General features: G+C 61.0%; 24 protein-coding genes. 5 read left to right on the top strand and 19 right to left on the bottom strand.

The features are described from left to right. Window positions 1-15: 15 nt before the first annotated feature. From VJZ71_07685 to VJZ71_07695, 3 genes are all read right to left on the bottom strand, one after another. The gene (locus VJZ71_07685) at window positions 16-2,829 is read right to left on the bottom strand and encodes a glucosidase (GenBank protein ID HKQ47932.1); all 2,814 of its coding nucleotides are present in this window, start codon (window positions 2,827-2,829) and stop codon (window positions 16-18) included. A gap of 71 nt (window positions 2,830-2,900) precedes the next feature. Beyond that, the gene (locus VJZ71_07690; protein ID HKQ47933.1) at window positions 2,901-3,518 is read right to left on the bottom strand and encodes a carbonic anhydrase; all 618 of its coding nucleotides are present in this window, start codon (window positions 3,516-3,518) and stop codon (window positions 2,901-2,903) included. 14 nt (window positions 3,519-3,532) lie between these two features. Next, complete coding sequence (locus VJZ71_07695) at window positions 3,533-4,288, bottom strand: hypothetical protein (protein ID HKQ47934.1); 756 nt, start codon at window positions 4,286-4,288, stop codon at window positions 3,533-3,535. 208 nt (window positions 4,289-4,496) lie between these two features. On the opposite strand from VJZ71_07695, the gene VJZ71_07700 reads away from it, so the two are divergent. The 3 genes from VJZ71_07700 to VJZ71_07710 are packed head-to-tail and all read left to right on the top strand — an operon-like array spanning window position 4,497 to window position 8,380. Beyond that, the gene (locus tag VJZ71_07700; GenBank protein ID HKQ47935.1) at window positions 4,497-5,777 is read left to right on the top strand and encodes a DUF2254 domain-containing protein; all 1,281 of its coding nucleotides are present in this window, start codon (window positions 4,497-4,499) and stop codon (window positions 5,775-5,777) included. A 19-nt stretch (window positions 5,778-5,796) separates the two neighbouring features. Next, window positions 5,797-7,521, top strand: a complete 1,725-nt coding sequence (gene sulP, locus VJZ71_07705; protein HKQ47936.1) for a sulfate permease — start codon at window positions 5,797-5,799, stop codon at window positions 7,519-7,521. 19 nt (window positions 7,522-7,540) lie between these two features. After that, on the top strand, window positions 7,541-8,380 hold the full coding sequence (locus VJZ71_07710; protein ID HKQ47937.1) for a bile acid:sodium symporter: 840 nt from the start codon (window positions 7,541-7,543) through the stop codon (window positions 8,378-8,380). On the opposite strand, the gene hypB is transcribed toward VJZ71_07710, so the two are convergent. The 13 genes from hypB to VJZ71_07775 are packed head-to-tail and all read right to left on the bottom strand — an operon-like array spanning window position 8,323 to window position 20,141. After that, window positions 8,323-9,063: a hydrogenase nickel incorporation protein HypB gene (hypB, locus tag VJZ71_07715; GenBank protein HKQ47938.1), complete on the bottom strand. Its 741-nt coding sequence runs from the start codon at window positions 9,061-9,063 to the stop codon at window positions 8,323-8,325. The two genes, VJZ71_07710 and hypB, sit on opposite strands and share 58 nt — an antisense overlap. After that, the gene (locus tag VJZ71_07720) at window positions 9,060-9,467 is read right to left on the bottom strand and encodes a hydrogenase maturation nickel metallochaperone HypA (GenBank protein HKQ47939.1); all 408 of its coding nucleotides are present in this window, start codon (window positions 9,465-9,467) and stop codon (window positions 9,060-9,062) included. The genes hypB and VJZ71_07720 overlap by 4 nt, the downstream gene beginning before the upstream one ends. After that, on the bottom strand, window positions 9,460-9,981 hold the full coding sequence (locus VJZ71_07725; protein HKQ47940.1) for a hydrogenase maturation protease: 522 nt from the start codon (window positions 9,979-9,981) through the stop codon (window positions 9,460-9,462). The genes VJZ71_07720 and VJZ71_07725 overlap by 8 nt, the downstream gene beginning before the upstream one ends. Then, on the bottom strand, window positions 9,972-11,276 hold the full coding sequence (locus tag VJZ71_07730; GenBank protein ID HKQ47941.1) for a Ni/Fe hydrogenase subunit alpha: 1,305 nt from the start codon (window positions 11,274-11,276) through the stop codon (window positions 9,972-9,974). The genes VJZ71_07725 and VJZ71_07730 overlap by 10 nt, the downstream gene beginning before the upstream one ends. Beyond that, complete coding sequence (locus VJZ71_07735; GenBank protein ID HKQ47942.1) at window positions 11,273-12,091, bottom strand: hypothetical protein; 819 nt, start codon at window positions 12,089-12,091, stop codon at window positions 11,273-11,275. Before VJZ71_07735 ends, VJZ71_07730 begins: the two co-directional genes overlap by 4 nt. Continuing rightward, window positions 12,088-12,942: an FAD/NAD(P)-binding protein gene (locus VJZ71_07740; GenBank protein ID HKQ47943.1), complete on the bottom strand. Its 855-nt coding sequence runs from the start codon at window positions 12,940-12,942 to the stop codon at window positions 12,088-12,090. The genes VJZ71_07735 and VJZ71_07740 overlap by 4 nt, the downstream gene beginning before the upstream one ends. Next, window positions 12,929-14,590, bottom strand: coding sequence for a HAMP domain-containing sensor histidine kinase (locus VJZ71_07745; protein ID HKQ47944.1), 1,662 nt, complete (start codon window positions 14,588-14,590; stop codon window positions 12,929-12,931). The genes VJZ71_07740 and VJZ71_07745 overlap by 14 nt, the downstream gene beginning before the upstream one ends. Continuing rightward, window positions 14,591-14,992 carry a response regulator gene (locus VJZ71_07750; GenBank protein ID HKQ47945.1) on the bottom strand — a complete coding sequence of 134 codons (402 nt, stop codon included), beginning with the start codon at window positions 14,990-14,992 and terminating at the stop codon, window positions 14,591-14,593. A gap of 1 nt (window position 14,993) precedes the next feature. Then, window positions 14,994-16,463 carry a 4Fe-4S dicluster domain-containing protein gene (locus VJZ71_07755; protein HKQ47946.1) on the bottom strand — a complete coding sequence of 490 codons (1,470 nt, stop codon included), beginning with the start codon at window positions 16,461-16,463 and terminating at the stop codon, window positions 14,994-14,996. 27 nt (window positions 16,464-16,490) lie between these two features. Further along, window positions 16,491-17,573 carry a hydrogenase expression/formation protein HypE gene (hypE, locus tag VJZ71_07760; protein HKQ47947.1) on the bottom strand — a complete coding sequence of 361 codons (1,083 nt, stop codon included), beginning with the start codon at window positions 17,571-17,573 and terminating at the stop codon, window positions 16,491-16,493. After that, window positions 17,561-18,694, bottom strand: a complete 1,134-nt coding sequence (gene hypD / locus VJZ71_07765) for a hydrogenase formation protein HypD (protein ID HKQ47948.1) — start codon at window positions 18,692-18,694, stop codon at window positions 17,561-17,563. The genes hypE and hypD overlap by 13 nt, the downstream gene beginning before the upstream one ends. After that, a complete protein-coding gene (locus VJZ71_07770; GenBank protein ID HKQ47949.1) occupies window positions 18,691-18,945 on the bottom strand; it encodes a HypC/HybG/HupF family hydrogenase formation chaperone in 255 nt (84 codons plus the stop codon). The genes hypD and VJZ71_07770 overlap by 4 nt, the downstream gene beginning before the upstream one ends. Further along, complete coding sequence (locus VJZ71_07775) at window positions 18,942-20,141, bottom strand: carbamoyltransferase HypF (protein HKQ47950.1); 1,200 nt, start codon at window positions 20,139-20,141, stop codon at window positions 18,942-18,944. Before VJZ71_07775 ends, VJZ71_07770 begins: the two co-directional genes overlap by 4 nt. A gap of 278 nt (window positions 20,142-20,419) precedes the next feature. Here VJZ71_07775 and VJZ71_07780 point away from each other — a divergent pair, with 278 nt between their 5' ends. Continuing rightward, entirely contained in the window at window positions 20,420-21,724 is a 1,305-nt protein-coding gene (locus VJZ71_07780; protein ID HKQ47951.1) for a PLP-dependent aspartate aminotransferase family protein, read from the top strand. A 230-nt stretch (window positions 21,725-21,954) separates the two neighbouring features. Continuing rightward, a complete protein-coding gene (locus tag VJZ71_07785) occupies window positions 21,955-22,347 on the top strand; it encodes a DUF2294 domain-containing protein (protein HKQ47952.1) in 393 nt (130 codons plus the stop codon). 43 nt (window positions 22,348-22,390) lie between these two features. On the opposite strand, the gene VJZ71_07790 is transcribed toward VJZ71_07785, so the two are convergent. The 3 genes from VJZ71_07790 to VJZ71_07800 form a co-directional block, all read right to left on the bottom strand. Further along, window positions 22,391-22,891, bottom strand: coding sequence for a rhodanese-like domain-containing protein (locus tag VJZ71_07790; GenBank protein HKQ47953.1), 501 nt, complete (start codon window positions 22,889-22,891; stop codon window positions 22,391-22,393). A 315-nt stretch (window positions 22,892-23,206) separates the two neighbouring features. Further along, window positions 23,207-24,010 (bottom strand): hypothetical protein, encoded by an 804-nt coding sequence (locus VJZ71_07795; GenBank protein HKQ47954.1) that lies wholly within the window; start codon window positions 24,008-24,010, stop codon window positions 23,207-23,209. A gap of 287 nt (window positions 24,011-24,297) precedes the next feature. Further along, complete coding sequence (locus VJZ71_07800) at window positions 24,298-24,771, bottom strand: Na-translocating system protein MpsC family protein (protein ID HKQ47955.1); 474 nt, start codon at window positions 24,769-24,771, stop codon at window positions 24,298-24,300. Window positions 24,772-25,164 lie beyond the last annotated feature (393 nt).

Here is a 25,164-nt window from a genome sequence, read left to right on the forward strand (position 1 = left end):
CCCATTCGCATCCGTCTAGGGAACCTTACGATTCGCCGGCACGGGCGTAGTTTTGCGCGGGATCGCGTCGGCGCTGGCGACGACGATGTCTTCGGCCTTCATTCCGCTTCTTCGCTCGAAGGCCGACATTTTTCCGACTTCCAAAAACGTCTGTGGGTTCAGCGTGCCGAACAACTGGATCAGCGTCGCCACAACGCCCGTCCAGCCGGTCTGGTGGCTCGCGCCGATGCCGGCCCCGTTGTCGCCGTGGAAATATTCGTAGAAGAGCACATCGTCGCGCCAGTGGGGGTCGGATTGGAATTTTTCCGAATCGCCATAGACGGGTCGCCGGCCGTCCGAGTCGCGCAGGAAAATCCGCGTCAGCCGATCGGCAATTTCCTTGGCCACCTCGAAGAGGTTCATCAGGCGGCCGGAACCCGTGGGGCATTCAATGCAGAATTTGTCGCCGTAATAAAGGTAGTAGCTGAGCAGCGACCGGATGATCAGGACATTGACCGGCAGCCAGATCGGCCCGCGCCAGTTGGAATTCCCGCCGAATGCGCCGGTCGTGGACTCCGCCGGCGAGTAATCGACGCGGTGTTCTTGACCATCTACGTGCACGACGTAGGGGTGTTTTTCGTGGAACTTGGAAAGGGATCGGATGCCATAGGGGCTGAGGAACTCCTGCTCGTCGAGCATCTTTGAAAGAACTCGACGGAGCCGCTCGGGGTTGAGTAGAGCGACGATCCCCCGATCGCCAACACCCAGGTGGCCCGGACCGGTGGGGTGAATATTCTTCATCAGGTCCGGCATTTGCCGGGCGCGCTCGCGCCAGTGGGCCGCCGATTTTGCGACGATATCGCGCTGCCAGGGTTCAACCACGGTGGCCGCACAGAGGGGGAGGAGCCCTACCATGGAGCGCACCTTAAGCCGTTGAGCTGTGCCGTCAGGGAGCCGCAATACGTCGTAGTAGAATCCGTCCTCCTCGTCCCACATCCCCTCTTCGCCGGGTCGGTTCATGCCTGCGGCAATCCACAGGAAGTGGTCCACGAACTTGGAGACGAGTTCCTCGTAGTTGGGGTCCTGCGTCGCCAGCCGGATGCCAAGCTCAATCATGTTCTGGCAGAAGAAGGCCATCCAGGCCGTGCCGTCCGCCTGTTCCAGATATCCGCCGGTCGGCAGCGGCGCGCTGCGATCAAAGACGCCGATGTTGTCCAGGCCGAGGAACCCGCCTTCGAAGACATTTTTGCCTGACCGATCCTTGCGGTTCAGCCACCAGGTGAAATTGCACAGCAGCCGGTGGTAGATCGACTTCAGAAACTCCGTGTCCAACTTGCCCGATTGCCCCAATTCGCTGCGGGCCAGGAAGAGCGTCGCCCAGGCGTGGACCGGAGGATTGACATCGCTGAAGTTCCATTCGTACGCGGGAATCTGGCCGCTGGGATGCAGATAGTGGTCGCTCAACATCAGCTCGAGTTGGTCTTTGGCAAAATCCGGGTCGACGGCTGCCAGGGCGACGGCGTGAAAGGCGAGGTCCCAGGCCGCGTACCACGGATACTCCCACTTGTCGGGCATGGAGATGATGTGGTCGTTGACCATGTGGACCCATTCCCGGTTACGGGAGTGGCGGCTGTTGGGCTTTAGGGGATGGGCCTGGTGCTCGTCGAGCCATTGGTTCGCGTCCAGGTAGTAATACTGTTTGCCCCAGAGCATGCCGGCCAGGGCCTGTCGCATGACGTTGGCCGCGTCGGCATCGCAGCCGGGCGGAACAATGGCAGCGAAGAATTCGTCGGCCTCGCGGAGCCGCTCATCGAAGATCTGATCGAAGCGGCGGCCAAAAAGATCAACGGCGGCGGGGGTTTCCGTCTTGTTCAGCTTATCCGGCAAGACCTCCACCAGGCGCAATCGGATCTCTTTGAATTCACCGGCGCCAACGGTGATCTGGTAGTGAGCCGCTGCCTTGGTGCCGATTTGATTCGGGTTGACGAGGTCAACGCGCCCATGGACCACGGCATTGTGGATGCCGTCTTTGACATACGGGTTGACGTTGGGCGTTCCGAAGAGGCGCTCGGTGTTCGACTCGTTCTCGGTGAACAAAAGCGGCACATCCCCCTCGCAGTGGAGACAGAATACGCCGAGATTGGGATGGGCCGACGCGATTACCGCCGACTTGCCGCGCCCCTCGATCTGTTTAAGTTGGGGACGGGGCTGGGACAACTCACCGGACCAGGTGTTACGAAACCAGACCGTCGGCAGGACGTGCAGCGCGGCGGCCTCCGGTCCCCGGTTATGGATGCGGATGCGAATCAGCACGTCGTCCGGCGCGGCCTTGGCGTACTCGATAATCACATCGAAATAGCGATCTTCCTTGAAGACCCCGGTGTCGATCAGTTCGTATTCCGGTTCGTTGCGGTTGCGCCGGCGATTGGTATCCACGATGTCGCTGTAGGGGTAGGCTGCCTGGGGATACTTGTAGAGGTACTTCATGTAGGAATGCGTCGGCGTGCTGTCGAGGTAGTAGTAGTACTCCTTGACGTCCTCGCCGTGGTTACCCTCGCTGTTGGTCAGGCCGAACAGCCGCTCTTTAAGGATCGGGTCCTTTCCATTCCACAGCGCCAGGGCGAAACACAGCCGCTGATGGTCGTCCGAGACGCCGGCGATCCCGTCTTCACCCCAGCGGTACACGCGCGAACGAGCCTGATCGTGGCTGAAGTAGTCCCAGGCACTGCCATCGGCGCTGTAATCCTCCCGGACGGTGCCCCATTGCCGCTCGCTGAGGTAGGGCCCCCACTTTTTCCAAGGGGCAGTTCCTTCACGGGCTTCCTGAAGTCGAATTCGTTCTTTTGACATGAGGCACTCCTTTGGGGCCGCGAGTGAACGCAGCATACCCTCGGAACCGGACATCGCAAGTCGCAGTTTTGCTAGGGAAACGCCTCGAACCTGCCGGTCATTGAATTAAAGGCCTCGACCTTGCCGGTGTGGATTTCGTAGACCCAGCCGTCGACGGAGATCCGCCCTTTCCGCAGGCCGTCGGCCACAGCGGGATGTGTTTCCAGGTTCTTTATCTGCAGGAGGACGTTGAGCCTGGTTATCGCAACGAGTCGGACGTCATCCGCGTCGTCCCTATGATCGCGATCCAGGGCTTCCAGCGCGGGCTCCGCAAAACTAAGCCATTGACGCACCGCCGGAAGCGCGGCGAGCTTTTCAGGGTGCATAAGCGCCTTCATGGCCCCGCAATTGGAATGACCGCAGATGATGATCTGGCGGACTTGCAGCACAGATAAGGCGTATTCGATGCTGGCCGAGACCCCTACTCGCGACCGCTCGTCGTAGACGGGCACGAGGTTTCCGGGGTTTCGCTCGACGAAGATCTCGCCGGGGCCGCTACTGGTCAACAATTCTGGGTCGATCCTGGAATCGCCGCATGTCAGGAAAAGGGCGCGCGGGCTTTGAGAAGCTGCCACTCCTTCGTAAAAGTGCCGCCTCTGCGGAAAAACCTCCATCTGGAATCGCCGGACACCGTTACGAATCTCATCCATATTCACGCCTTCGCCTAACGCGGAGCACTCAGATTCAGTTCAATGAGCGGCGCGTCGCTCAGTTGAATCAGGCCCGACCGCGGTTTATCTAAATCCATGGTCGTCCACAGTGCGATCCCAATGAGCAGGGCCAGCGATCCGGCCATCAGCGCGGACCTTCGCCCCGCCAGACCGCAGCCGTATCCGATCATCGCCATCGATATCGCAGAACTGGCTACCAGCAGACCCAGGACGAGCGGGGGAAGATGTTTGCGGCCCGCGGCGACGCGAGTTGAATGCAAATCGATCACCTCATTCACCGGCACGAGTAGTGCCATGAGCGCGACAGGCTTGGCAGAAACACCATCGCGCGCCGCCTTCCAGATTAGTTCGTGCAGCCGGCTGATTTCAGCCCTGGCTTCATCCGCCAGCCCGTAACGCAGTGTTGTTGAGACCTGGAGTCGGTGCTTCACGTACTCTGCGAGGGCCGATCGAAGTTCGGAGCGGTGTGGCTCGTCCAACAAGTCGGCCCTCAGGTAGGCCGTGCCGATCGCGTTGGCCTCCTCTACGATCAGGTCCTGGCGCTCCATGAATCGGGAGGCCGCCCCTGCAAAACTGAAGCCCAGGAGCAAGGCCAGCAGTCCAAGCATGGCGCCCTGAATCGCGCCGAGATGTCCGCCCGCCTGGGCCTCGCGGGCGACGGTCGGGCGCCGGCCATAGCGGAATCCCAACTCCAGACTTGCTAATAGAAGGAAGAGGAGTGAGGCGGCTGTTGCGATCTCCCCGGTCATGTCAGGTCTCTCATGAGAATGCGTCTGAGTCGATCCGCAATATCGGATCGGAGGACTAGGGTTGCTGCTGCAATCGACCTCGCCCCTCGTCTCGCTCCAGGGCGAATGGCGCCCGCGGAAGTCGGTGCTTTGACCGCGTCCGGGCGCGCATGGTAGCATCGTTCGTCGAGAAGGGCACGACGCAGAATGCGACCGTGATCAGCACACTATGAATTGGCTACAGTGGTATCGCGTTCGAACCTACGTTCGGAGTTCCATCTGGATACTTCCGGTCTTCGGCCTCGTTGCGGCGGCGCTGAGCGGTCCGCTCGTCTTTTGGACCGACAAGTGGATTCCGTCGAAATCGACCTTTGATCCCGGCGCGACTCGTGAACTGCTGGAGACGCTGGCCGCGTCGATGTTCACGCTGATCGTGTTTGTCTCGTCGGCGTTGTTACTCGCGATTCAGCTCGCCAGCGCCCAGTTAACCCCTCGCGTGATCTCGCTCTTTTTCAAGGATCGGGTCACGAAATTGGCCCTGACGATCTTCGTATTCACTTTTGCCTTTTCACTCGCGGTCGCCGTTCGCATCAGCGACACCGTACCACTCTTTGCGGTGCGAGTGGCGGCGTACAGTTGCATGCTCAGTGTGGCCTTCTTCGTTTACATGATTGACCACGTGGGAAAATTCCTGCGGCCCAGCGGCGTCCTCCGCATCGTCGCCTCCCTGGGGCGTCAGGTCATACGAGACATCTATCCTCAACCTTTCGAAGAATCGGAAGCGAAGACATCGGAACCTGGCGGCGCAGGCGAAGCCACGCGGACGATCATCAGTACAAAGACTGGCGTGGTCCTCGCGGTCAACGTCCGCGGGCTTGTGTCGCTGGCCCAACGCCATAATTGCTTGATTGAACTCGTTCCGCAGGTCGGCGAATTCATCGCCCTTGAAGAGCCGCTCTTTCGCATTCTCCAAGGCGGCGCGGAATTGCCTGCGAGCGACTTGCACAATTCGATTGCCGTGGGGTCCGAGCGCACCATCGAACAGGACCCGGCCTTCGCATTCCGGATCATCGTCGACATCGCCTCCAAGGGCCTTTCGCCCGCCATCAACGACCCGACGACCGCCGTGTTGGCGATTGACCAGATTCATCGCCTTCTGCGCATGGTCGGTCTGCGCCATCTCGACGAGGGGATTGTTCGAGATGCGCAGGGCTGCATTCGTCTCATGTACCGGACGCCGGACTGGGAGGATTTCGTCTATCTCGCCGTGACGGAAATCCGCAATTTCGGGGGCACAAGCATCCAGATCTCGCGACGCTTGCGAGCCATGCTCGATAATCTGATTCATACGTTGCCGCCGCAGCGCGCGCCGATACTTCGACAGGAACTGAACCGCCTGCAACGCTCCGCCGAACGCAATTTCCCGGAATTGGATGACCGCGCGCTGGCCGGGGTCAGCGATTCCCAGGGTGTCGGCGGCACGCGCGAAACAAACTCGCAAGAGGTCTGACAACAGTTAGAATAACGGCATGGCCTCGATCCTCACGAGCCGCCTCGGAAACTTCATCCCGATTCTAAGCATGTTCCGGTCGTACTCGCGCTACGGGTTGGGTTCTGACCTGCTCGCCGGCCTCAGCGTGTGCGTCGTCATGATCCCCTCGGTCATCGCCTACGCCGAGTTAGCGGGACTGTCGCCGGTTCATGGGTTGTATGCCGCGCTGGCCGGCCTTGTCGGCTACGCACTGTTCGCCAGCTCGCGACAAGTCATCGCCGGACCCGACGCGGCCATCACACTTCTCGTTGCCGGCGCCGTCGGACCGCTCGCCGCCGACGATCCGTCGCGCGCGGTCACCCTGGCCGCGATCACCGCCCTCCTCGGCGGGGGATTGATGCTACTGGCGGGGTGGCTCCGGGCCGGCGTCGTCGCCGACTTCATTTCCAAACCCGTGCTGGTGGGATATCTGACCGGGGCGGCATTGATCTTGATTTCCACGCAACTCGGCAAGCTCCTGGGCATCCGCGCCCACGAGCACGACTTTTTTCCGCTCCTGGCGGAGTTGGCGCGCCGTTTGCGCGAGACCCACCCCCTGACCCTCGGCATAGGCGTGGGGTTTATCGCCGTGCTTGAAGTGCTGCGGCGGGTCGCGCCGCGGATCCCCGGGGCGCTGGTCGTGTTTATTGTCGCGCTCATTATCTCCAGCTTGTTTGATCTTGGGGGTCGCGGTGTCAGCGTCGTCGGATTTGTCCCGCGCGGCCTGCCCGCGTTTCGTTTTCCCACCCTATCGCTTCAGGATATTCGTGAACTCCTGCCCGCGGCGGTCGGCATCGTCATGTTGACCTTTCCGGAAGCCGTCCTGCTGGCCCGCGCGTTCGCCGCGCGAAACCGGTATGACATTCGCCCCAACCAGGAACTCTACGCCCTGGCCGCGGCCAACGTCGCCGCCGGGTTGTTTCAGGGCTTCTCCGTCGGGGCCAGCCAATCCCGTACGACGGTGAACGAAGCCGCGGGCGGGAAAACCCAGCTCGCCAGCCTGATCGCCGCCGGGGCGCTGGTCGGTTTTCTCCTTTTCCTCACCCCCCTGCTACGCCCGCTCCCCACGGTCGCGCTCGCCTCGATCCTGATCTCCGCCGGCGTACATCTCATCGAAATACACGAATACCGCGTACTCTTCCGGGGAAGTCGCAAGGGCTTCGTACTGGCCCTCGTCGTCGCCGCTGGCGTGCTGCTGGTCGGCGTGGTCCCGGGCATCCTGATCGGCGTCATGGCGTCGTTGATTTATGTCCTGGCGCGTCTGGCCCGCCCATTGGACGCAGTCTTGCGCGAAGTGCCCGAATCGGGGCGATTTCACGATCTGGGTGAGGCGCCGGAGGCCGAGACAGTCCCCGGTCTGATCGCGTATCGGTTTTACGCGCCGCTCTTCTTTGCCAACGCCGAGTACTTCGTACAGCGCGTTCGGGAGTTGATCGCCTCCAGCCCCCATCCGGTTCGCTGCTTCCTGATCGACATGCAGGCGGTGTGGGAGGTCGACGTGACTGCGTCCGAGGCGTTGATCCGACTGGCGGATGAATTACAGAAGGACCATGTGGCCCTGGGGATCGCCCGCGCGAACCGACCGCTCCGCGAGAAACTCGAGCGCATCGGGCTGCACGAAAAGGCTGACGGGATAAAGTACTATCCATCCGTTCACGCGGCGATTGACGCTTTTCGTCGTGAAGCGGCGGACACGCAGGGCGCGGACAGTTCGCCTGCTTGAAACCTGTGAAGGAGTGATCTTGTCGCTCGAACGGATTACTAACCTCCTGGTGACGATCACGTTGATCGAAATGATGCTGGCCATCGGGCTCGGCGTCACCTTCGCCGAACTGGGCGCCGTTGCCCGGAACCGCGGGCTGCTCCTGCGGGCGGCGCTGGCCAACTATGTCTGCGTCCCCGCCTTTACGGTCGCGCTATTGTTTCTCTTCCACGCCCAGCCAATGGTCGCGGCGGGTTTTCTCATCCTCGCGGTTTGCCCCGGAGCCCCTTTTGGACCGGCCTGCACCGCGCTCGCCCGAGGCAACGTCAGCACCGCCGTCGGCACGATGGTGTTTCTGGCCGGGTCGTCGGCCCTACTCGCACCCCTGATGCTCCGCTTCCTTCTTCCGCTCATGGGGGGAAATCAGCCGCTCCAGGTGGACGCGGCGGGCATGGTGACCGCACTATTTGCCACTCAATTGGCCCCGCTGATGATCGGTCTCGCCGTGCGGCACGGGTGGCCATCGGTGGCGCAGAAAGTGAAATCCCCGTCGGACAAACTGAGCGCGATTCTCAGCCTGGTTACTCTCGGTTTTCTTCTGGTCATTCAATTTCCCGCGCTCAAGGAGATTCGGCTCGTCGGCTTCGGGGGCATGGGGATTCTGTTGATCGCCAGTCTGGCCTCCGGATGGATCCTGGGCGGCCCGGGCCGCGCTGATCGCAGTGCCCTGGCCCTGACCACATCGCTGCGCAACGTCGGCGTCGGACTGGTCATCGCGACGCGGACCTTCGCCGACACGCCCGCAGTGCTCGCCGTCGCGGCCTATGGCATCGTGGAGATCATCGGCTCCGTGCTGGTCGCTCTGTGGTGGCGCCGTTGATCAACAGTCGGTGTTCGGGGTCCCGACACTTTGCGGCGCACGTATCCGACGATCCATTGTTCAAGCTCGTCGATACCGGAATGAGTTCTTGCGCTCGTCAAGACGACCGGCGTGTGGGAATTGATGCGACGAATGTCCTGAATTGCGCTCGCCACCTTGAAGTTCGTATGGGGAAGCAGGTCACACTTCGTCAACAAGATGAGGGCAGCGTTCTTGAAGAGGAGTGGATACTTGGAAGGTTTGTCGTCGCCTTCGGCTACGCTCAGTACGCTGATGCGATCATGCTCGCCCAGGTTAAAGTTGGCCGGACAAATCGGGTTCCCGACGTTTTCGATGATGATCAAATCGAGGCTTTCCAGGGACAATCGAGCCAGGGCCTGTTGGACGAGGGTCGCATTCAAGTGACATCCGCCATCCGTCAAGAGTTGAATCACGGGTACGTCGAGCCGCGCAATCCGTTCGGAATCGCGGGTCGTGGCGAGATCGCCTTCCAGCACCGCGACGCGCAAGGTGTCCTTCATCGCACGCAACAACTCCTCCAGAATAGAGGTTTTGCCGCTCCCGGCGCCGCCGAGAAGATTGAAGCACACGATACCGTGGCGATCCAGCAGCGCCCTGTTCTCGCATGCGGCGTCGTCGTTACGCTGAAAGACGTTGCGGAGCACCTCAATCGTCGTCATCATCGTGAAACTCCCGTCTCGCAATCCGCCGCTGTTGGTTTGCTCGGCTGGGTGAACTCGTCGTCCGACTCAACGTCGATGGACGTCAACTCCAGTTCATCGCCGCCGGAGACGTCGGTTCCTTCGGCCCCACAGGCCGGGCAATCCCACCGGCCGTCTTGAATTGGGAAGCGGACATCGCATTTTCCACAAGCGGCGCTGAGATCCGTCTTTTCGATTAACAATCGGCTCGATTCACAGAGCGTTCCCTGGCGGGCGACGTTGAAGGCTTCCTGCAGCAGCCAGGAGTCCACCTGTCTCAACACGCCGAGTCGGCAGCGCACGCAAAGGACCGCTCGTGCCCCAAAACGCTCGGCCTCACGGTCTGCCGCCTCCACGAGGGACCGAGCTACCGCCAATTCATGCATGGCATGGCTCCAATTCTTTGAGCCATGCTTGAACGTCGTTCAGAATGGCGTTGCACACCTTGGGGACCGCCGTATTCACGGGCGCGGAGAGTTCTTCGCCGTAGCCGCAATTCTCGACTGCGATGGCATAAATCCAGGATTCATGTGGGAGGAGGGCGAGACTCTCAGACAAGTTGAGCGCGAGGTCCACACTGAGCCCGTGCGTGTCTCTTGCATTGCGAGAGTGAAGGCGATGGCCGTCCCTCCCGTAAACGAGGCGCTGAAAGCTGCCCGGAGGATTCGCTACCGAGCCTCGGGCCGCATCCACGAGAATGAGCAACGCGATTCCGTCAAGCCAGTTGGGAATGTCGGCGGCTGGCGCTTCCGTCAAATAAATCCGGGCGCCAGACAGTCTCGGATTCTTCATGAGCGCTTCGACGACGCACAGCCCCACTTGATCGTCCGCGCGCAGCCAGCGACCGCAGCCGACGATGCAAACCTGTTGTAGCCGGTCCGGACACATGTTCATATCCATTCCACATCAAGAAAATGGGTTGCGCAGGAAATGCAGGGGTCGTAGGCGCGCACCAGCATCTCCAGTTGCAATGTCATCTCTTCTTTGGCCTTTCCGGCCTGGAGCAGTTGCTTCACCAAGGCGCGCATGTCTTCTTCTATGTTGGCGAGGTTCTGGCCGGTGGGGATAATCAGGTTCGCGCTCTCGATTCGGCCCTTGGAATCGAGACCGTATTCATGAAAAAGCAGGCCCCGTGGAACTTCCGCGGCTCCCGCACCAAGTTCGAACCGCGCCGGGGCAGCGAGCGGTTCGACCGCGAGCCCGCGGGTCAGCAGTTCATCGATAAACTCGATGCACGTCTCCACGCAATGCACGGTTTCCACGAGCTGGGCGGTGTTGTTGTGAAAAGGATTATTGCAAGGCGCAGCCAAACCCAGTGTCTTCGCAACGGCCTTCGCCGCCGGATGGAGTTGATCGTGGTTGTTATTGAAGCGCGCCAGCGCGCCGACGGCAAAGGTGCTCGAAACGGGCGTCCGGCAATGTTTGGCCGCCGAGTGCGGAACGACGGTTTCCATGACGCGTTGACGATAGTCCGCGACCTTCGTCGGCCGAGGGTCCTTGGTCGATACGATGTCGCCATCGTAGAAGGCGTACTCGCCATTGTTCGTAACCTTGAGAGACAGGTATTCGGTGTCGCGATTCAGGGCGGGGACTTTTAATTGGGAAAAAAGGGCGACCGTCTCCGCCAGGTCCTCCCGGGAATCCTCCAGCCGCCGCTTGAGGTCCGTCAGCGCATCACTTGCGGGAACGTGGGTCATCCCGCCCACGTGCAAGGCGATGGGATGAATGTGCCGTCCTCCAACGGCCGCGCAGATGTCATTGGCCAGCTTCTTCATCCGCAGCGCCCGTTGAACCACTGTTGGATGAGTTTTTGCAAGGGGAATGACCGACCCTACGCCGAGGTAGTCGGGCACAGCCAGAAAATACAGATGAAGGAAGTGGCTCTGCAGCTCCTCGCCATAGAGGATCAGTTTTCGCAGCAAGACGGTTTGGTCGCTTGGTGTAATGCCGCACGCTGCCTCGATGGCCTTGAGGCTCGCGGTCGTGTGCCCCACGCTGCAAATGCCACAAATCCGGCAGGTGATATGCGGCGCTTCGTCGAAGCGGCGGCCGCGCAAAAACGATTCGAAAAAGCGCGGACTCTCGACGATCTGAAGCTCGAGCCGCGTAATTTCGCCATCGTCGAGCCGGACGGCGATGTTGCCGTGGCCCTCGACGCGGGTGACTTCCTTTACATCGATGGTGACGCTCTTCATGAGAGCTCTTCCTTCTGGAACGCGCCATAGAGCCGCAGGCCGGCCAGGACTTCCTCGGCAGGAACGCCGTATTGCTCATGCATGTTCCTGACGAAGGCCTTCAATGCCTCGTCGCCAAGGATTCCGCGGCATCCTTCGCATTTCGATCCATACTGGGGGCAGATCGCCGCGCATCCTGCGCGCGTGATGGGGCCGAGACAGATCTGACCGATGTCGTAGAGGCAGCGATATTCATGCTTTTTGCACTCCACGCAGACCGGGTACGTCGGCAAATGGAACGTGCGGCCGCTCAGGACGCATTTGACGAACCGCAGGAATTCCTCGCGCACCATGGGGCAACCCGGCAACTCGTAATCCACCTTGACGACGGCCGAGAGTGGGCGCGCGTCGAGCGTCGGGAAGTGGATCGCCTTGTCGCCATATACGTATTGGCGATATTCTTCGGGATCCTGGTATTTCTTAAGCGTATTGATGCCGCCCAGGCACGCGCAGGCCCCGATTCCCACGAGGGTCTTGCAGCACTTGCGAAAGTGCCGGATTTCCTCCTCGTCGTGCGGAGTTGAGACAGCGCCGTCCACAAAGCCGATATCGATGTCCCACTCGCGTTCGGACTTGCCTTCGCGGAAATTGACGATTTCAACGGCGCCGAGGATATCCAGCAACTGATCTTCCAGCTCCAGGATGGCCAGTGAGCAGCCTTCGCACCCCGTGAGGCTGAAGACGGCAATGCGCGGCTGCCGGGCGCTATCCGGCTCACCCACGGCTTGACCAACGGGGCAACCGATCGACGGAAGGATGTTGGGGACTGGTTTCATTCGATCGCCTCACGCACGGTGGCCAACTCCGAATATTTGAAAACCGGCCCCTCCATGCATGCATAGAGGTTATTGACCTGGCAATGTCCGCATTTACCAATGCCGCACTTCATCCGTCGCTCCAGCGAGCAGTACACATTGCCGGCGGGAATGTTGCGCTCGAGCAGTTCGAGCATGACGAATTTGAACATGACCGGCGGCCCTATGACGACGGCACGCGTCCTTGCCGGGTTCAGGGGGGGCAACTCGGTAAACAGGCGCGTCACCACACCCGTGTGCCCGTGCCAGGAGGCGCTCGCGTGGTCGACCGTGACGCGACATTGGAGGCGCGGGTCGGATTGCCAGGCCTCCAGCTCATCGCGGAAGAGCAACTCGGGCGGCGAGTGCGCTCCATAGAGCAGATGAAATGCACCGAAGCGGTCGCGCTTGTCCAGGATATAGTGAATGAGCGAACGGGCTGGTGCGAGCGCACATCCGCCGGCTACGATCACGATGTCTCGGCCCTCGAGGGCCTTAGTGTCGAAGCCGTGGCCCAACGGTCCGCGAATGCCGATGGTGTCTCCCGCGCAGAGGCCATGTATTTTGGACGTAACATCGCCGACTCGGCGGACGGCCAGCTCAAAGGTCTGGGGCCGCGTCGGGGACGAGCAGATGGAGATCGGGCACTCGCCGACGCCGAAGATAGAGACTTGAACGAACTGCCCCGGAGTGTGGTCCAGCGGCGAACCGCTTTGCAGATGCAGTTCGTAGTGTTTCTCCAGCGCCGTAAGGCTGCGCACCGACAGTACGTCCGCCGGCTCGGGCAGATACACGTCGGTGGGGTCGGCGCAAGTGGTTTCAACGGTACGCATGGGACCTCCCAGCAATGAGAGTGGGCGCTGCCGGCTCGGCGTTCCAGCCCGTCGTCGAATCGTCGTCACTGCCGCGCTGCCCTGGGACGAAGTCATTCCCCGGCTCAAGCGGCGCGGGGGGCGATTCCGAGCAAGTCACGAGGGCATCGGTCACGGCGGCGCGGGGAGCGGGAGCATCGCACGGCGGAAGTCGCAGCGTGCATTGCGTTCCGCAGCCCGGTACGGAACGAATGTCGATCCGCCCGCCCGCCTGTTCGACCACTGCGCCGATGATCGCCAACCCAAGTCCTGATCCAGGGATCCCGGCCGCCAGAGCGTTGTTTCCACGGCGATACGCGTCGAACGTGGCGGCTCCGTTGCGATGAAGCTGAGCGAGGAGGTCCGCGTCAAAACCGATGCCGGTGTCATCGACATGGACGGCGATCCACGGCGCCGCGCCGTCCTCCTCCGTTTCCGGGCGCTCGACCCAGACGGAGACCTTTCCGGGTGACGGTGTGTATTTCAGCGCGTTGTCGACGAGGTTTGCGATGCAGTCGCCCAGATCGCGCGGATCGACATGGGCCAGGAGATTCACGCTCTTTGGTGCGTAACACGCCAGGCTCACCCCTCGTCCGGTCGCCACCGGCTGGTATGCCGCGCATTGCTCCGCGACGACTTCGCCGACGTCGGCATACGACAGCTCGTGTCGTTGCGGATCGGCGTCCTGCACACGGGCCAGCGTGAGCAACTCGGTCACATGCAGGGTGCCCTCCTTGCAGCAGTTAACGATGCGAGAAAACGTCTGCTGGGCGGCGCCCTCGCGCACGATCCCATCTCGAACGAGACCGGCGAGAGTCTGGATGGTGGCCAGCGGGCTTTTTAGGCGGTGGGCCGCCGTCTGCATGAAGCGCGAGCGACGTTCCTGAAGCTCGCGAACCGCTGCCTGCGACGCGCGGAGGGCCGCATTGGCGGTCTGAAGCTGGAGTTCGCGCCGCCGAAGCCGCGCCGCGATGGTGCCGGTCAGGTACAGCGTCCCCAGAACGCCGGACGACATCGCGATGATCGCCGCCCCGACATTGATGGAGTTGGATGCGCCGGCGACAACGGGCGCTGCAGGCAGGGGAGGATAATGAAGTGTGATCACGCCGGCCAGTTCGCCCAGGGCTACCGCCGCGTATAGGCCAATCGCCCAGAGACCTTCGAGCAGGGCGTGCCGAATGGGCAATAACAACGAGCCGAGGGCCATGTGGAATACGTAGAAGATCGCCAGCGGACTCTCGTGCCCACCGGTGAAGCGCACGATCGCGGTCAGGACAAGCAGGTCTGTCGCAATCTGGCCGTGGGCGAACATGAGCACCGCGCGCGGTGATGCCGGAGACGCGCCCTCGCCCGCCTGCTGACCGGTCAGCGAACGGTGCATACCCAGCCATACGACGTTGAGCAGGGCCAACAGGCCCAGCGCCCAGACAATCTGCTGCGGGCGCAAGAAATCCGGCTGCGCAATTCGCTCGATGGCCAGCGCGACAAGCGACACGGCGATGAAGGCCCAGCGCAGCTGGATATACCACAAGAGAGGCTGAAGCGAGAGCAGCGGCTCGAGTTCTTCCGTGGATCCGCGGTCCCCTTGGCTCGTCTTATTCGACCACGATGTAACGCTCCGCACTGTCATCTAAGTTCTCACTCGCAGGAATCTCCGCACGGCGCGCTGAAGTGTTGCCGCGTCAAGCGGCTTTTCCAGAAAAGCCTCGGCGGGCACATAGTCCGTGCCCAGTTCTTTTGCATAATCCATGCCCACCCGCTCGCCAATGGCCGAGATCATGATGACCGGCACGTCGCGCAGCCGCGGCTCCTCCTTCATCACGTAACAAAGATGAAAGCCCTCCGAAGGCGTCGCGAGCATGATGTCGAGCAGAACGAGGTCCGGGGGGCTTTGGCGCATGGCCTCCAGCCCCGTGGGACCGGTCGCGCAGCACGTGACATGAAACTCCGGCTCAGGAAGCATGGCTCGGACGGCGTGGTGGATGTCCGGGTCGTCGTCGATTAACAGAATGTGGTATCCTTCGGCAATCATGTCAGCCTCCGGGTTTCTGCGCATCGGCCGGTAAGTGCGCGGATTGGACGTTGTCGACTTCCTCGGCGAGTTGGTTCAGGATGTCCACGATGCTGATGTGGGCGGTACACGCACGCACGCAGCGCGCGCAGCCCACGCATCCGGACAATCCGGTGCGCTGCTCGATCCACGCGCTTTTGCGGGTGATCCGATGGCGGAGCCGCTGGGCCGCTTTTCCGCGGAAGTTGTGACCTCCGGCCACTAATGCGAAGTCGTGCAACATACAGCCGTCCCAGGTTCGCTCCCGCACTCCGCAGCCAGGGGACAGGCCGGTCTCGTCCTGAATATCGAAGCAGTAACAGGTCGGGCAGACGAGATTACACGATCCACACGAATAGCATCGCTGGGCCGTGGCCTTCCAGACGAGCGAATCGTATGAACGTTGCAAGACGGCGGGAAGCTGCGCCCGAGTTTTCTGGAGCCGACGTGGGAAGGCGCCGTCTTTGCGCTCCAAGTACCGTTCAAATCGACATTCCTCCTCAAACGTCGGCTCGCGCAGCGCCGCGCCCTCGGACGCCCGCAGCCATTTGCGCCCGGCGTCCGTTCCGAACACGACGCCGTAGTCCTTCGCATCTCGACACTCGGCCGGGGGCCGCGCTTTTTCGTCTACGGGGAACGGATAGAGCAGCACGTCGAACCCCCTGTTCGCGTCGCAGGTCTGCATGTCGCGGCAGAAAGCGTCCGGCGCACAAGGACCGGGGCAGTCGATCCCCACCACGAACAAATTAGCCCTGCGCTTCAGATAATGCTGGTCGCGCTGATCGTGCGAGAAGACTTCGTCCAGAAGACGGGTTGCATGGAGATCGCACGGGTGAACGCCGACCAGCGCCGTCTGTTCAGAAGAGAAGACGGGAACCGCTTCAAAGTGGCGATTGCGCGAGTCGAACCGGAAAAGTGTCTCGCGCGGCGGAAGCAGCGTCGCTTTCGGGCTATACACGCAGCAATCGAAGTCCAGCGCCAGTTCGTCTGCCCGCGAAACAGTCTGATAGAAAAACCGCTTCCGCGGACACGACCGCGGCTCGTCGCGAAGCACCGGACCGACGAGCGCGTGTGTCGGCGCGAGCGATTCGATACGCTCGATCAGGCAGTCACGCGAGATGACGCCATGCAACCACGGCCGGTGGACCGCGGCCCACGAGCCCCGGCGATACACTCTGCCGTGGCCCTTCCAACCGACATAGGCGACCGCCGCGAGATAGACCAGCATCAGCGCGGCAAAGACGAACATTCCGACAGTAAAACCGATTCCGCGAACCAGGTTGGCAATTCCCCAACCAAACGGCCGCTCGAGGTTCATCCATCCGCGAAAAGCGTGGACGGTGAGCCACGAACTGAGAGGCAACAGAATTAGGAGGTGCGGGTAACCAAGGACGATCAGCAGGACCACGCGCCCTAACTTACGAACCGCCGGCGGTAACCTGATTCGAGGCATTCTGCCCATCCTTTCGGGAGGCAGTCACTAACAAATCCGCGGCAATTCCTCGCCGTATGGCCGCTGGACGATACGCCGCCCGCCAAGTCGAGTGACGAGCTCAACAAGCGGCGGCCGGTCTTCCGTCATGACACCTATGCATGTGGCGTGCCAGCCCAGCCCGTGGGCGCGCATTTGCGTAAGTGCTTTAGCACAATCAGATTGGGAGACGACGCAAACCACCTTGCCCTCGTTGGCTACGGTCAGGGGGTCCAACCCGAGCATCTCCGCTGCCTGTCGGGCGGTCGATGAGATAGGGACCTTGGACTCGTCGATTTCGATGCTCAGACCGCTCTCTTCGCTGATGTCGGCGAGAACGCCAGCGAGGCCGCCCCTCGTGGCGTCACGCAGAAACTTCACGTCCGCGCCGCTGTCAAGCAAGTGTACGATTAGAGAATTCAATGGGGCCGCATCCGTTCGCAACGGCGTGTCGAATTCCAGCCCGCTGCGGACGGAGGTGATCGCCAAGCCGTGTTCAGCGATGGGGCCATTGATGAGGACACAGTCGCCGGGCGTTACGCGGGCGATACTGAGATTCGCATCCGCGCGAAGCCGTCCCACGCCCGCGGTGTTTATCATCAGCTCGGGCTCATCGCTTCTTCGCTCAATGACTTTCGTATCGCCGGTGACGATTTCGACGCCGGCTTCGTGGGCGGCGATCCCGATGGAACGCATGACGCGGTCCAGTGTCTCCAGCGGCAGTCCCTCTTCGAGGATCAACCCCAGACTGATTGCGATCGGCTCGGCGCCCATGACCGCCAGGTCGTTGACCGTCCCGCAAACCGCAAGGCGGCCGATATCTCCGCCGGGGAACTCGATCGGAGTGACGACGTATGAATCCGTCGTGAAGACGACGTCGGCGCCGTGCCACGGAACGATGGCACTATCCGTCAATGTTCCATCCGACACACTGCGCCGCGACGAGGACGCCGATACGACCCTCTTCATAACCGTGGCGCCTCCGGATTGAAGGTTGGGCAGCACGTGTTCGCGGATGAGCCGCTGCATCAACTCCCCTCCGCCGCCGTGGGCGAGCATGACGCGTTCGGTCTGCATCATCAGGCTGGACATGGCGTAACTCCTCTGGAATTCGCAATGCGGAGTCGCGCTCGCGCCGTTATCGCTCCCCCGTACTTGAACCATGCCGCGCACGTCCCTTCGCCGCTGACCATGCACGGCCCGATGGGCGTGAGGGGCGTACAGCCACGATCGAAGAGCGGACAATCTGCCGGCTCGACTTTCCCCTGGATGACTTCCCCGCACTTGCACGACGGATGATCCCGGTCGTCACCCAGTTCCACGCTGAAGCGGCGCAATGCGTCAAATCGACTGAAGAGTGGCCTCAACTCGAGGCCGCTGTCGGGAATAGTCCCCAGCTCACGCCACGGCGCATCCGCGGGAACAAAAACGCGCTCGAGCAGGGCGAGTGCCGCACCATTGCCTTTCTCGCAGACTACTGCGGGATAAACATTCTCCAGTAGCGCGCGGCCCGATTTGATCTGCCGCAAAAGATGGACCAGCCCGGAGAGCAATTGCACCGGCTCAAACCCTGCTACCACGCAGGGCTTGCCATGCTGCTCGACGACAGCTCGATACGCCTCCGAACCAATGACGACGCTGACGTGCCCAGGACAGAGAAAACCGTCGAGCGGCACATCGCCTGCCTCAAGCAGGGCCAACATGGCCGGGACCACGAGCTTGTGGCACAACAGGACGCTGAAGTTCTCAATGCGCTCACGGTCGGCTTGCAGGACGACCGCAGCGGTCGCTGGGGCGGTCGTCTCGAATCCGACGGCGAGAAAGACCACCGGTCGGTCAGGATGCCCGCGCGCGAGTTCCAGGGCCGTCCGGGCGGAGTTAACGACGCGAATGCAGGCTCCATTGGCCCGCAGTTTCTCAAGGCTTCCGAGTCTTCCGGGCACGCGCAGCATGTCGCCGTAGGTCGCCAGGATAACGCCGTCTAGACCGGCCAGTTCGATGGCGGCGTCAATGTGTCGCTGCGCAGTGACGCAGACCGGGCAACCCGGTCCGCTGCTGAGCCGCAGGTTCGCGGGCAGGATCGAGCGAATTCCGCTCCGAAAAAACGAGACGGTATGAGTGCCGCAGACCTCCATGATCTGTACACGGCGACCGACCGCCGCGCACAGGTCGGAGAGTTCGCCGCGAAGAGCCTGTAGCCGGTCGGGGATCATGGGTCCGCTCCCGCGCCGACGGTCTCATCGATGTCCGTTCCGTAAGATTGCTTCAAGTAGCTCCACGTCTCGAGTGCATCCTGCTCCTGAATGGTGCAGATTGAGAAACCGGCATGAACGAGCACCCAGTCGCCGGCATTCGCCTCGGGGGTGAGCACGCGACTGATCTTCAGCCGATTGCCCTGAAAATCGACGAGGGCCTGCTCGTCTCCACATTCAATGATCTTGCCTGGAACCGCGAGACACATCATCCGGCCCTCTCAAGGATGGCTGCGGCGACGACCGCCTGCCCGAGCGCCAATCCCGCGTCGCCCATCGGGACGCGTTCGGGAACCACGACTTGAAACTGAGCCCGTTGCAGTAGCGCTATCACGCGCGATCGTAGCCGTCGATTCGCGAAACATCCCCCGGCCAACACGATCGTGCGGACGCCCGTCTGCTCCGCCGCCATGTCCGCCGTCGCAACCAGCATCCGGGCGACGGTCTCGTGAAAACGGCTGGCGATCAGGCTGCACGGAGCGCGTCTCATCCTGTCGTGCAGGATCGCGCGAACGGCGCCGGCGAGAGACATGCGGATACCTTCCGGGCCTGCTCGAGTCTCATACGGATAGGGATCCGACTCGTCATCTCGGGCCGCGTTTTCCAGAGCGATCGCGGCTTGAGCCTCGGTCTCGTTCTTGTTGCAGAGGCCGAGAAGGAAACTCACACCGTCGAAGACTCGGCCCAGACTGGAGGTCTGAGGAACGGGGAGTTTCGTCTGGTTGAGACGGGCTACACCGTTTAACACGGCTTCAGGTACCCGATCGAACGACTCAGCAGTCTCCCGTTGCCATAATTCGCCAAACGCCTGTTGAACCAACGCCAGCGCCGGTCGCCACGTTTCGATGGCCGCCGCATCGCCGCCCAACAACGGGAAATACTCCAGATGCCCCAATCGGGTGAACTTGTCCATGCGACAATGCAGGATCTCGCAGCCCCACGCCGCATGGTCCGTGCCGAGGCCAACGCCGTCACAACAGATTCCGATCACGGGTTTCACGATGCGCCGTTCGGCCATCACGCTCACCACGTGTGCGTGGTGGTGCTGCACGCCGATCGTCGGCAGGCCCATCTGCAACGCGAGACGGGTGGACAGATAGTTGGGATGCAGGTCGTGTGCGACGAATTCCGGTTTTAGTTCCGAATCACCCAGGAGTTGTTTTATGGCCGCACAATAGTTCCGGTACTGCATTGGATCAGTCAGATTCCAGTTACTTCGACTCAGCCTTGCAGTGGTGTCGTGATAAAAAGCAAAGGCGGCTTTGAGTTCACCTCCCAATGCCAATACGGGTCTTTGTGTCCTCGTGGACAGCCTGAAGACATCTGCACGGTTGCCGGCCCGCAAAGTTGATGGATGTCGGGCGCCTGAGTTTGCCGGCCACAGCGTTTCGGCGATGCTTGTCACCACGTGCAACCCTCATTGCTTTTGAGATGGACCTGCAATATCCGTGCCACTCCGCAAGTGTTTTGTTCGGCGTCACTTATTCGACGCGGGTATCCGTATTACGCGAACGCTCCAGTGCGTGAAATTCCGTACCAATTGCGGGTTTTCACGCAAGGCGGTTCGTTCTTGGCCCGCAGGCCGGAGCCGCCTGCCGCGAATCTCACGCTGGCACGTAGATTGCTTGATATCCATACAACAACGTTGGCAGTTCTTCGCCTGCAGCGTCAGCGGAGGAGGTGCCTGTGGCAGGGAATTCGCATTCCGACAGGGAGTCCGAACGGCAGGCGCATAACCGCACACGGATGATTCATGGCGCCTCGCGGAGCCGGCGCTGGGATTACTCACATCACGTCGTACCGCCGATCTCCAGTTCGGCCACCTTTCGGTTGGATTCGGCGGAACGGGGGACCCAGGGCTTTGAAGACTTCGCGCACGATTCGGCCGATCTCCACGACCCGATCTACATCTACGACCGACTCGACGAGCCGACTCGCGGAATGCTCGAGGACAACTTGGCCGTCGCCGAGGGCGGGGAAACAGCGCTCTGTTTCGCATCGGGCATGGCGGCCATTTCGGCGGCCGTGGGTTGCCTGCTTCGCAGCGGCGAGGATCTCGTCGCACATCATGTTGTCTACGGCTGCACCTATTCGCTGTTTACCAGATGGCTGCCGCGATTTGGAATAACGGTTCGTTTTGTTGACTTTACCGATGCTGGGGCGCTCCGCGCCGCAATCCTGAAAAATACTCGCGTCGTGTATTTTGAGACGCCGGTAAACCCGGACATGTCGCTGATCGACATCCAGGCCGTGCGCCGCGTCGTCGACGAGGTGAACCGCGACCGACCCGCTTCCGAAAAGGTTTGGTCGGTTGTCGATAACACCTTTGCAACGCCGGTTTGCCAGCGTCCTCTGCGGCACGGGGCGGACATCGTTTGCCATTCGCTCACGAAAGGCATCGGGGGCTTCGGCACCGACGTCGGCGGTGCCGTGATCGCGCCGAAATCGCTGAGAAATCAACTGCTCATGCATCGCAAGGACTTCGGCGGCATTCTGTCGCCGAAGGCGGCGTGGGCCACGCTGGTTTACGGGTTGCCGTCACTGGCGGCGCGAATGGCCAACTATCAGAAGACGGCGCATCACGTGGCTCGCCATCTTGCCGGGCATCCGAAGGTAGAGATGGTTCGTTATCCCGGCCTGGAGTCGTTTCCCCAGTTTGCCCTCGCGAAGAAGCAAATGTGCGATCCAAAGGGACACTTCGCACCGGGAAGCATGTTGTATTTTGTACTCAAGGGCGAACGCGACGATGCCGCGGTCGGCCGGAGATTCGTCGACTACATTGCGCGCAACTCCTATGCGATCTGCCTGGCCGTCAGCCTCGGACAAATCAAAACGCTGATTGAATGTCCGTTCAGCATGACGCATTCGGCGGTGCCGCACGATGTGCTCATGCAGCGCGGCATTGTCCCCGGCGGCATTCGCCTGAGCTGCGGTCTGGAAGACTGGGAGGACATCGTGGCCGACCTCATGGAGGCATTAAGCGCAATCTGACGAGCAATTACGCGGTCGGCGGCGCGGCAGTTTCAGAACAATCCCAAGCACCTTGGGCACAGCATTCTGAGCCCTGAGGGAGCTTTCACGTGGTTGATCCCCTTCCCCTGGATGTCCCCTCTTTTTCCGGATATCATTTGGTACGACAACCACTTAAGCCTTGACGGATTGGATAGATAGGCCCCTCTCTCTGGAGCCTGAATCGGTGAGCCATACAGGTAAGGGTTGCCATGAAAACTCAGGGAGAAATCGAAGCCGCCATCTGCGAGGTAATTCGCCGCTTTGAGTTGGAATACATGGGCCGGGGACCGGCGGATATTCATGCCCACCTGGTCGGCGAACTTCTCGTCGTTCGGCTCAAGGGAGTCTTGACCGCGGCCGAACGGCATCTGGTTCAATCACTGACGTCAGCGGACGGGCGGGACCTGCTCAAGCAGGTTCGCACCCAGTTGATTGAGTCGGCGCGGCCCCGGATGGCGGCCATGATTCAAGAAGTGACCGGCGTGAACGTGTTAAGCTTGCACCACGACATTAGCACCGTTACCGGCGAGGAACTCATCGTCTTTACCCTCGCCGAGTTGCCCCCCATTCGCGAAACGAAGAAGAACAACGTCCGGGCATGACGCTTGGGGCGCGACAGCGCTGCGTTCGGGGGGCCCACTTACGCTATCGCAGCTCCTTGGCCGATGCCAACCGCTGCCAACCGGGAACAAAAAGCCGCATGTTGGTGAACCCCTGCGAAGCGAGATACTCGTACAACATGTCGCTCGCGTGGCAGGTTGGATTGCTGCAATAGATGATGATGAGCCGGTCATGGTCCAGCTGTCGCAGGTATTGCTCGGTATAGGCTTCCTTTTCGCCGGCGGGGACGTTGATTGCTCCGCGCACATGCCCTCCGGAGAATGACTTTGCGCTCCGGGCGTCAACGATGACGGCGCTCTTGTTTTGAATATGCTCGCTGAGCTCCTCGAAATCGACGCTGGGATACGTGGGGAGTTCGGGCGGCGACTCCTGCCGAACCAGGGTCATGTGGACGGGGCTGGGCGGTGACGCTTCTTCGCGTTCCGAGGAAGCTGTTTGAACGGTCGATTTCGTTGAATGCGAACATCCCCAGAGGATCAGGCCCAGCGGAAAAACGACCAGCGCGCGTCGAATTGCGGGAGTCATGTCAAATCCTCCAGAATCGGTGCCATGCCGCGCGGCCGGTGTCGACAACGCAACGGGCCTCTTTTGTCCCACGTCGATCCGCTCATGTGCGCAACTTGCGCACCGACCGGATCGAACGCCAAAACCTCGGCCTCACCCCCTGGGAAATTCCGAAGCTGAGCCGGGGTTTGCATCGTCCCCCTGCGCGCCAGCGGTCCTCGAGCGGCGGCTCTTTCGCCCCGCTCGAGGAGTTGGCTGGGCCGTTCGTTCACGCCCACGGGAAGTGGGTTCTGCCTGGTTGCCGGGCCTTCACCGCATTCCCGAGCGCGCTAATCGTTACGGCCGATTCTGCTGTGCACTCACCGTTGCGATCGTTTGAGGTTGATCCGCACCGGCCGTCACCTTCTCGGCTTCCGGGTGATCGCAAGCCACGAGTTTCCAGGCCATCCGGCCATCGCAGACTTTTACGGTCTTCTCGATGGTCTCGTATTCCGCCGGGATGCAGGTCCTCTTTGTCGTGGCGGCACACACCAGCCGTTGCCGGCGCACGGTTTCATATTCGGCCGGAATGCTGACGGTCCGAATCTCCGGGGGTTTGCAGACTCTCTGGGTCTGAAGGGTCAGGTGCTCGGGCGGATGTTTCACGAGACAGAAGACATCTCGAGCCGGCTGCTCCTTGGGATGCGCACAAGTGGCGTTCTTGTTGACCTCCCAGTCGGTGTGACCGGGATTCGTTTGAATCGTCAATTCCCGGGGCGCGAATTGCGCGGGCAGGACCTCGAGTTCCGTGGAAGCGTCTTTCACGAGGCGTCTCTCCTCGACCCACTCGTATTTGGCGGGAATGACTTCGACGGTCTCGGATGCCTCGCGAACGAGAACTCGTTCCGAAATGTTCTTGAATGTCGGCGGAACGAATACCTTGGCATAGCACTCGCCGGGCTTGGCGTTGGGAGGCAGGAACGCGCTCATCTCGCCGGCCGGTTTGGGGCAGCAGGCAGCGCGTGGTTCGCACGGCTTCGCGCACGGGGTTGGCGCCTTGGCCTGCACACATTCACCCTGGGCGCAGTTGCATCCCGTCTGCGCCAGCAAGGCGCCGCAAAACAGTAATAGGCATGTGATCTTGAAGCTTGTGGACAACATGTTTTTTTCTCGATTCTGGGCAGATCGGCCTTCGCCGCTCCCCGAAGTTGCGTTCCGATGGTGGAACTGATACGAAAAACATCTTACGTTCTGCAAACTTCGCTTGAGATTGATATCACGTCATCAACACCTCCTGTTCCTGGCTCCGTCCAACCGCTGCACGCGTTGACGCAGTGGCAGCCTACGAACCGATGCGTCCCACTTGGCGGAACTCGAGGCGGCGGCACGCACCCAACGCCTCAGGACCGCCGGTGTCACGGTTGCGCCGGTTACAAACGCGTTCATAATCACGGGCTCTTCCTTTTGTCCGTACAAACCAGGCATGGTTCTTTCGTTATTTCCGCGTCCTCGGCTTTTGGGCCCATTCCGCTCCATGTATCCGTGGGCACGCCGCCTTCGAGCAATAGGACGTGTACCACGGTCCCGGAGGTGGATACTTTTGCGACGGCACCAGCGGCCGGCTCAATCTCCGTGGCGGCTTCGCACACTTCCATCCCGGTGATCTTCTTGATCTCTTGCCGAAGTGAGCCAGGAGCGTTGGCAAACAACGCCTGGTGGAACTCCTGTAACCGATCGGCGCCGCTCGCACTTTGCGCCAGCGTCTGCTCGACGGGGGACAGGGCTCCGTGCAGCGTGATGACCAAAGTACTGTCGCTCATCACCACGGTGATCGACTTGGGAAGATAGCTTCCGGTCCGCAACTCAAAATTGCCGATTGCTTCCGCAATCTGCCGCGCCATGCTGAGATGGGTTTTTTTCATCGGGCGTTTTTCCCACGGTCACAATGACCGACTCGAGATTCGTAAAACGCAAAGAGCCGATGCGATCGAACACCCTTGGCGTTCGTTCGCATCGGCTTACTCTTCGACGAGCCCCTCGCCGTGGCGAGCTGCCCCTTATCTAGTCAACCGATGTCTAGCTTTCAAATTCTCGCGGAACCCCTCGAACGGTTTTCGAGTTTTCCCGTTCAGGTGCGGTATGGTATCGTCGCGCGCAGGAAATGCAAGTGTTTTTTTATTTTTTTTTACAAGCCAACAAATGGTCCTGACACGAAACGACAATTGACAAAATTAAGACATTTATAATCGCGACGACATGAACCGTGCGACATTTTTCTAATTGCCGAACCCTGAGGATCTTGTGATGCGTGAATC

The sequence above is a fragment of the Phycisphaerae bacterium genome (assembly GCA_035275405.1).
Lineage (GTDB): Bacteria > Planctomycetota > Phycisphaerae > UBA1845 > UTPLA1 > DATEMU01.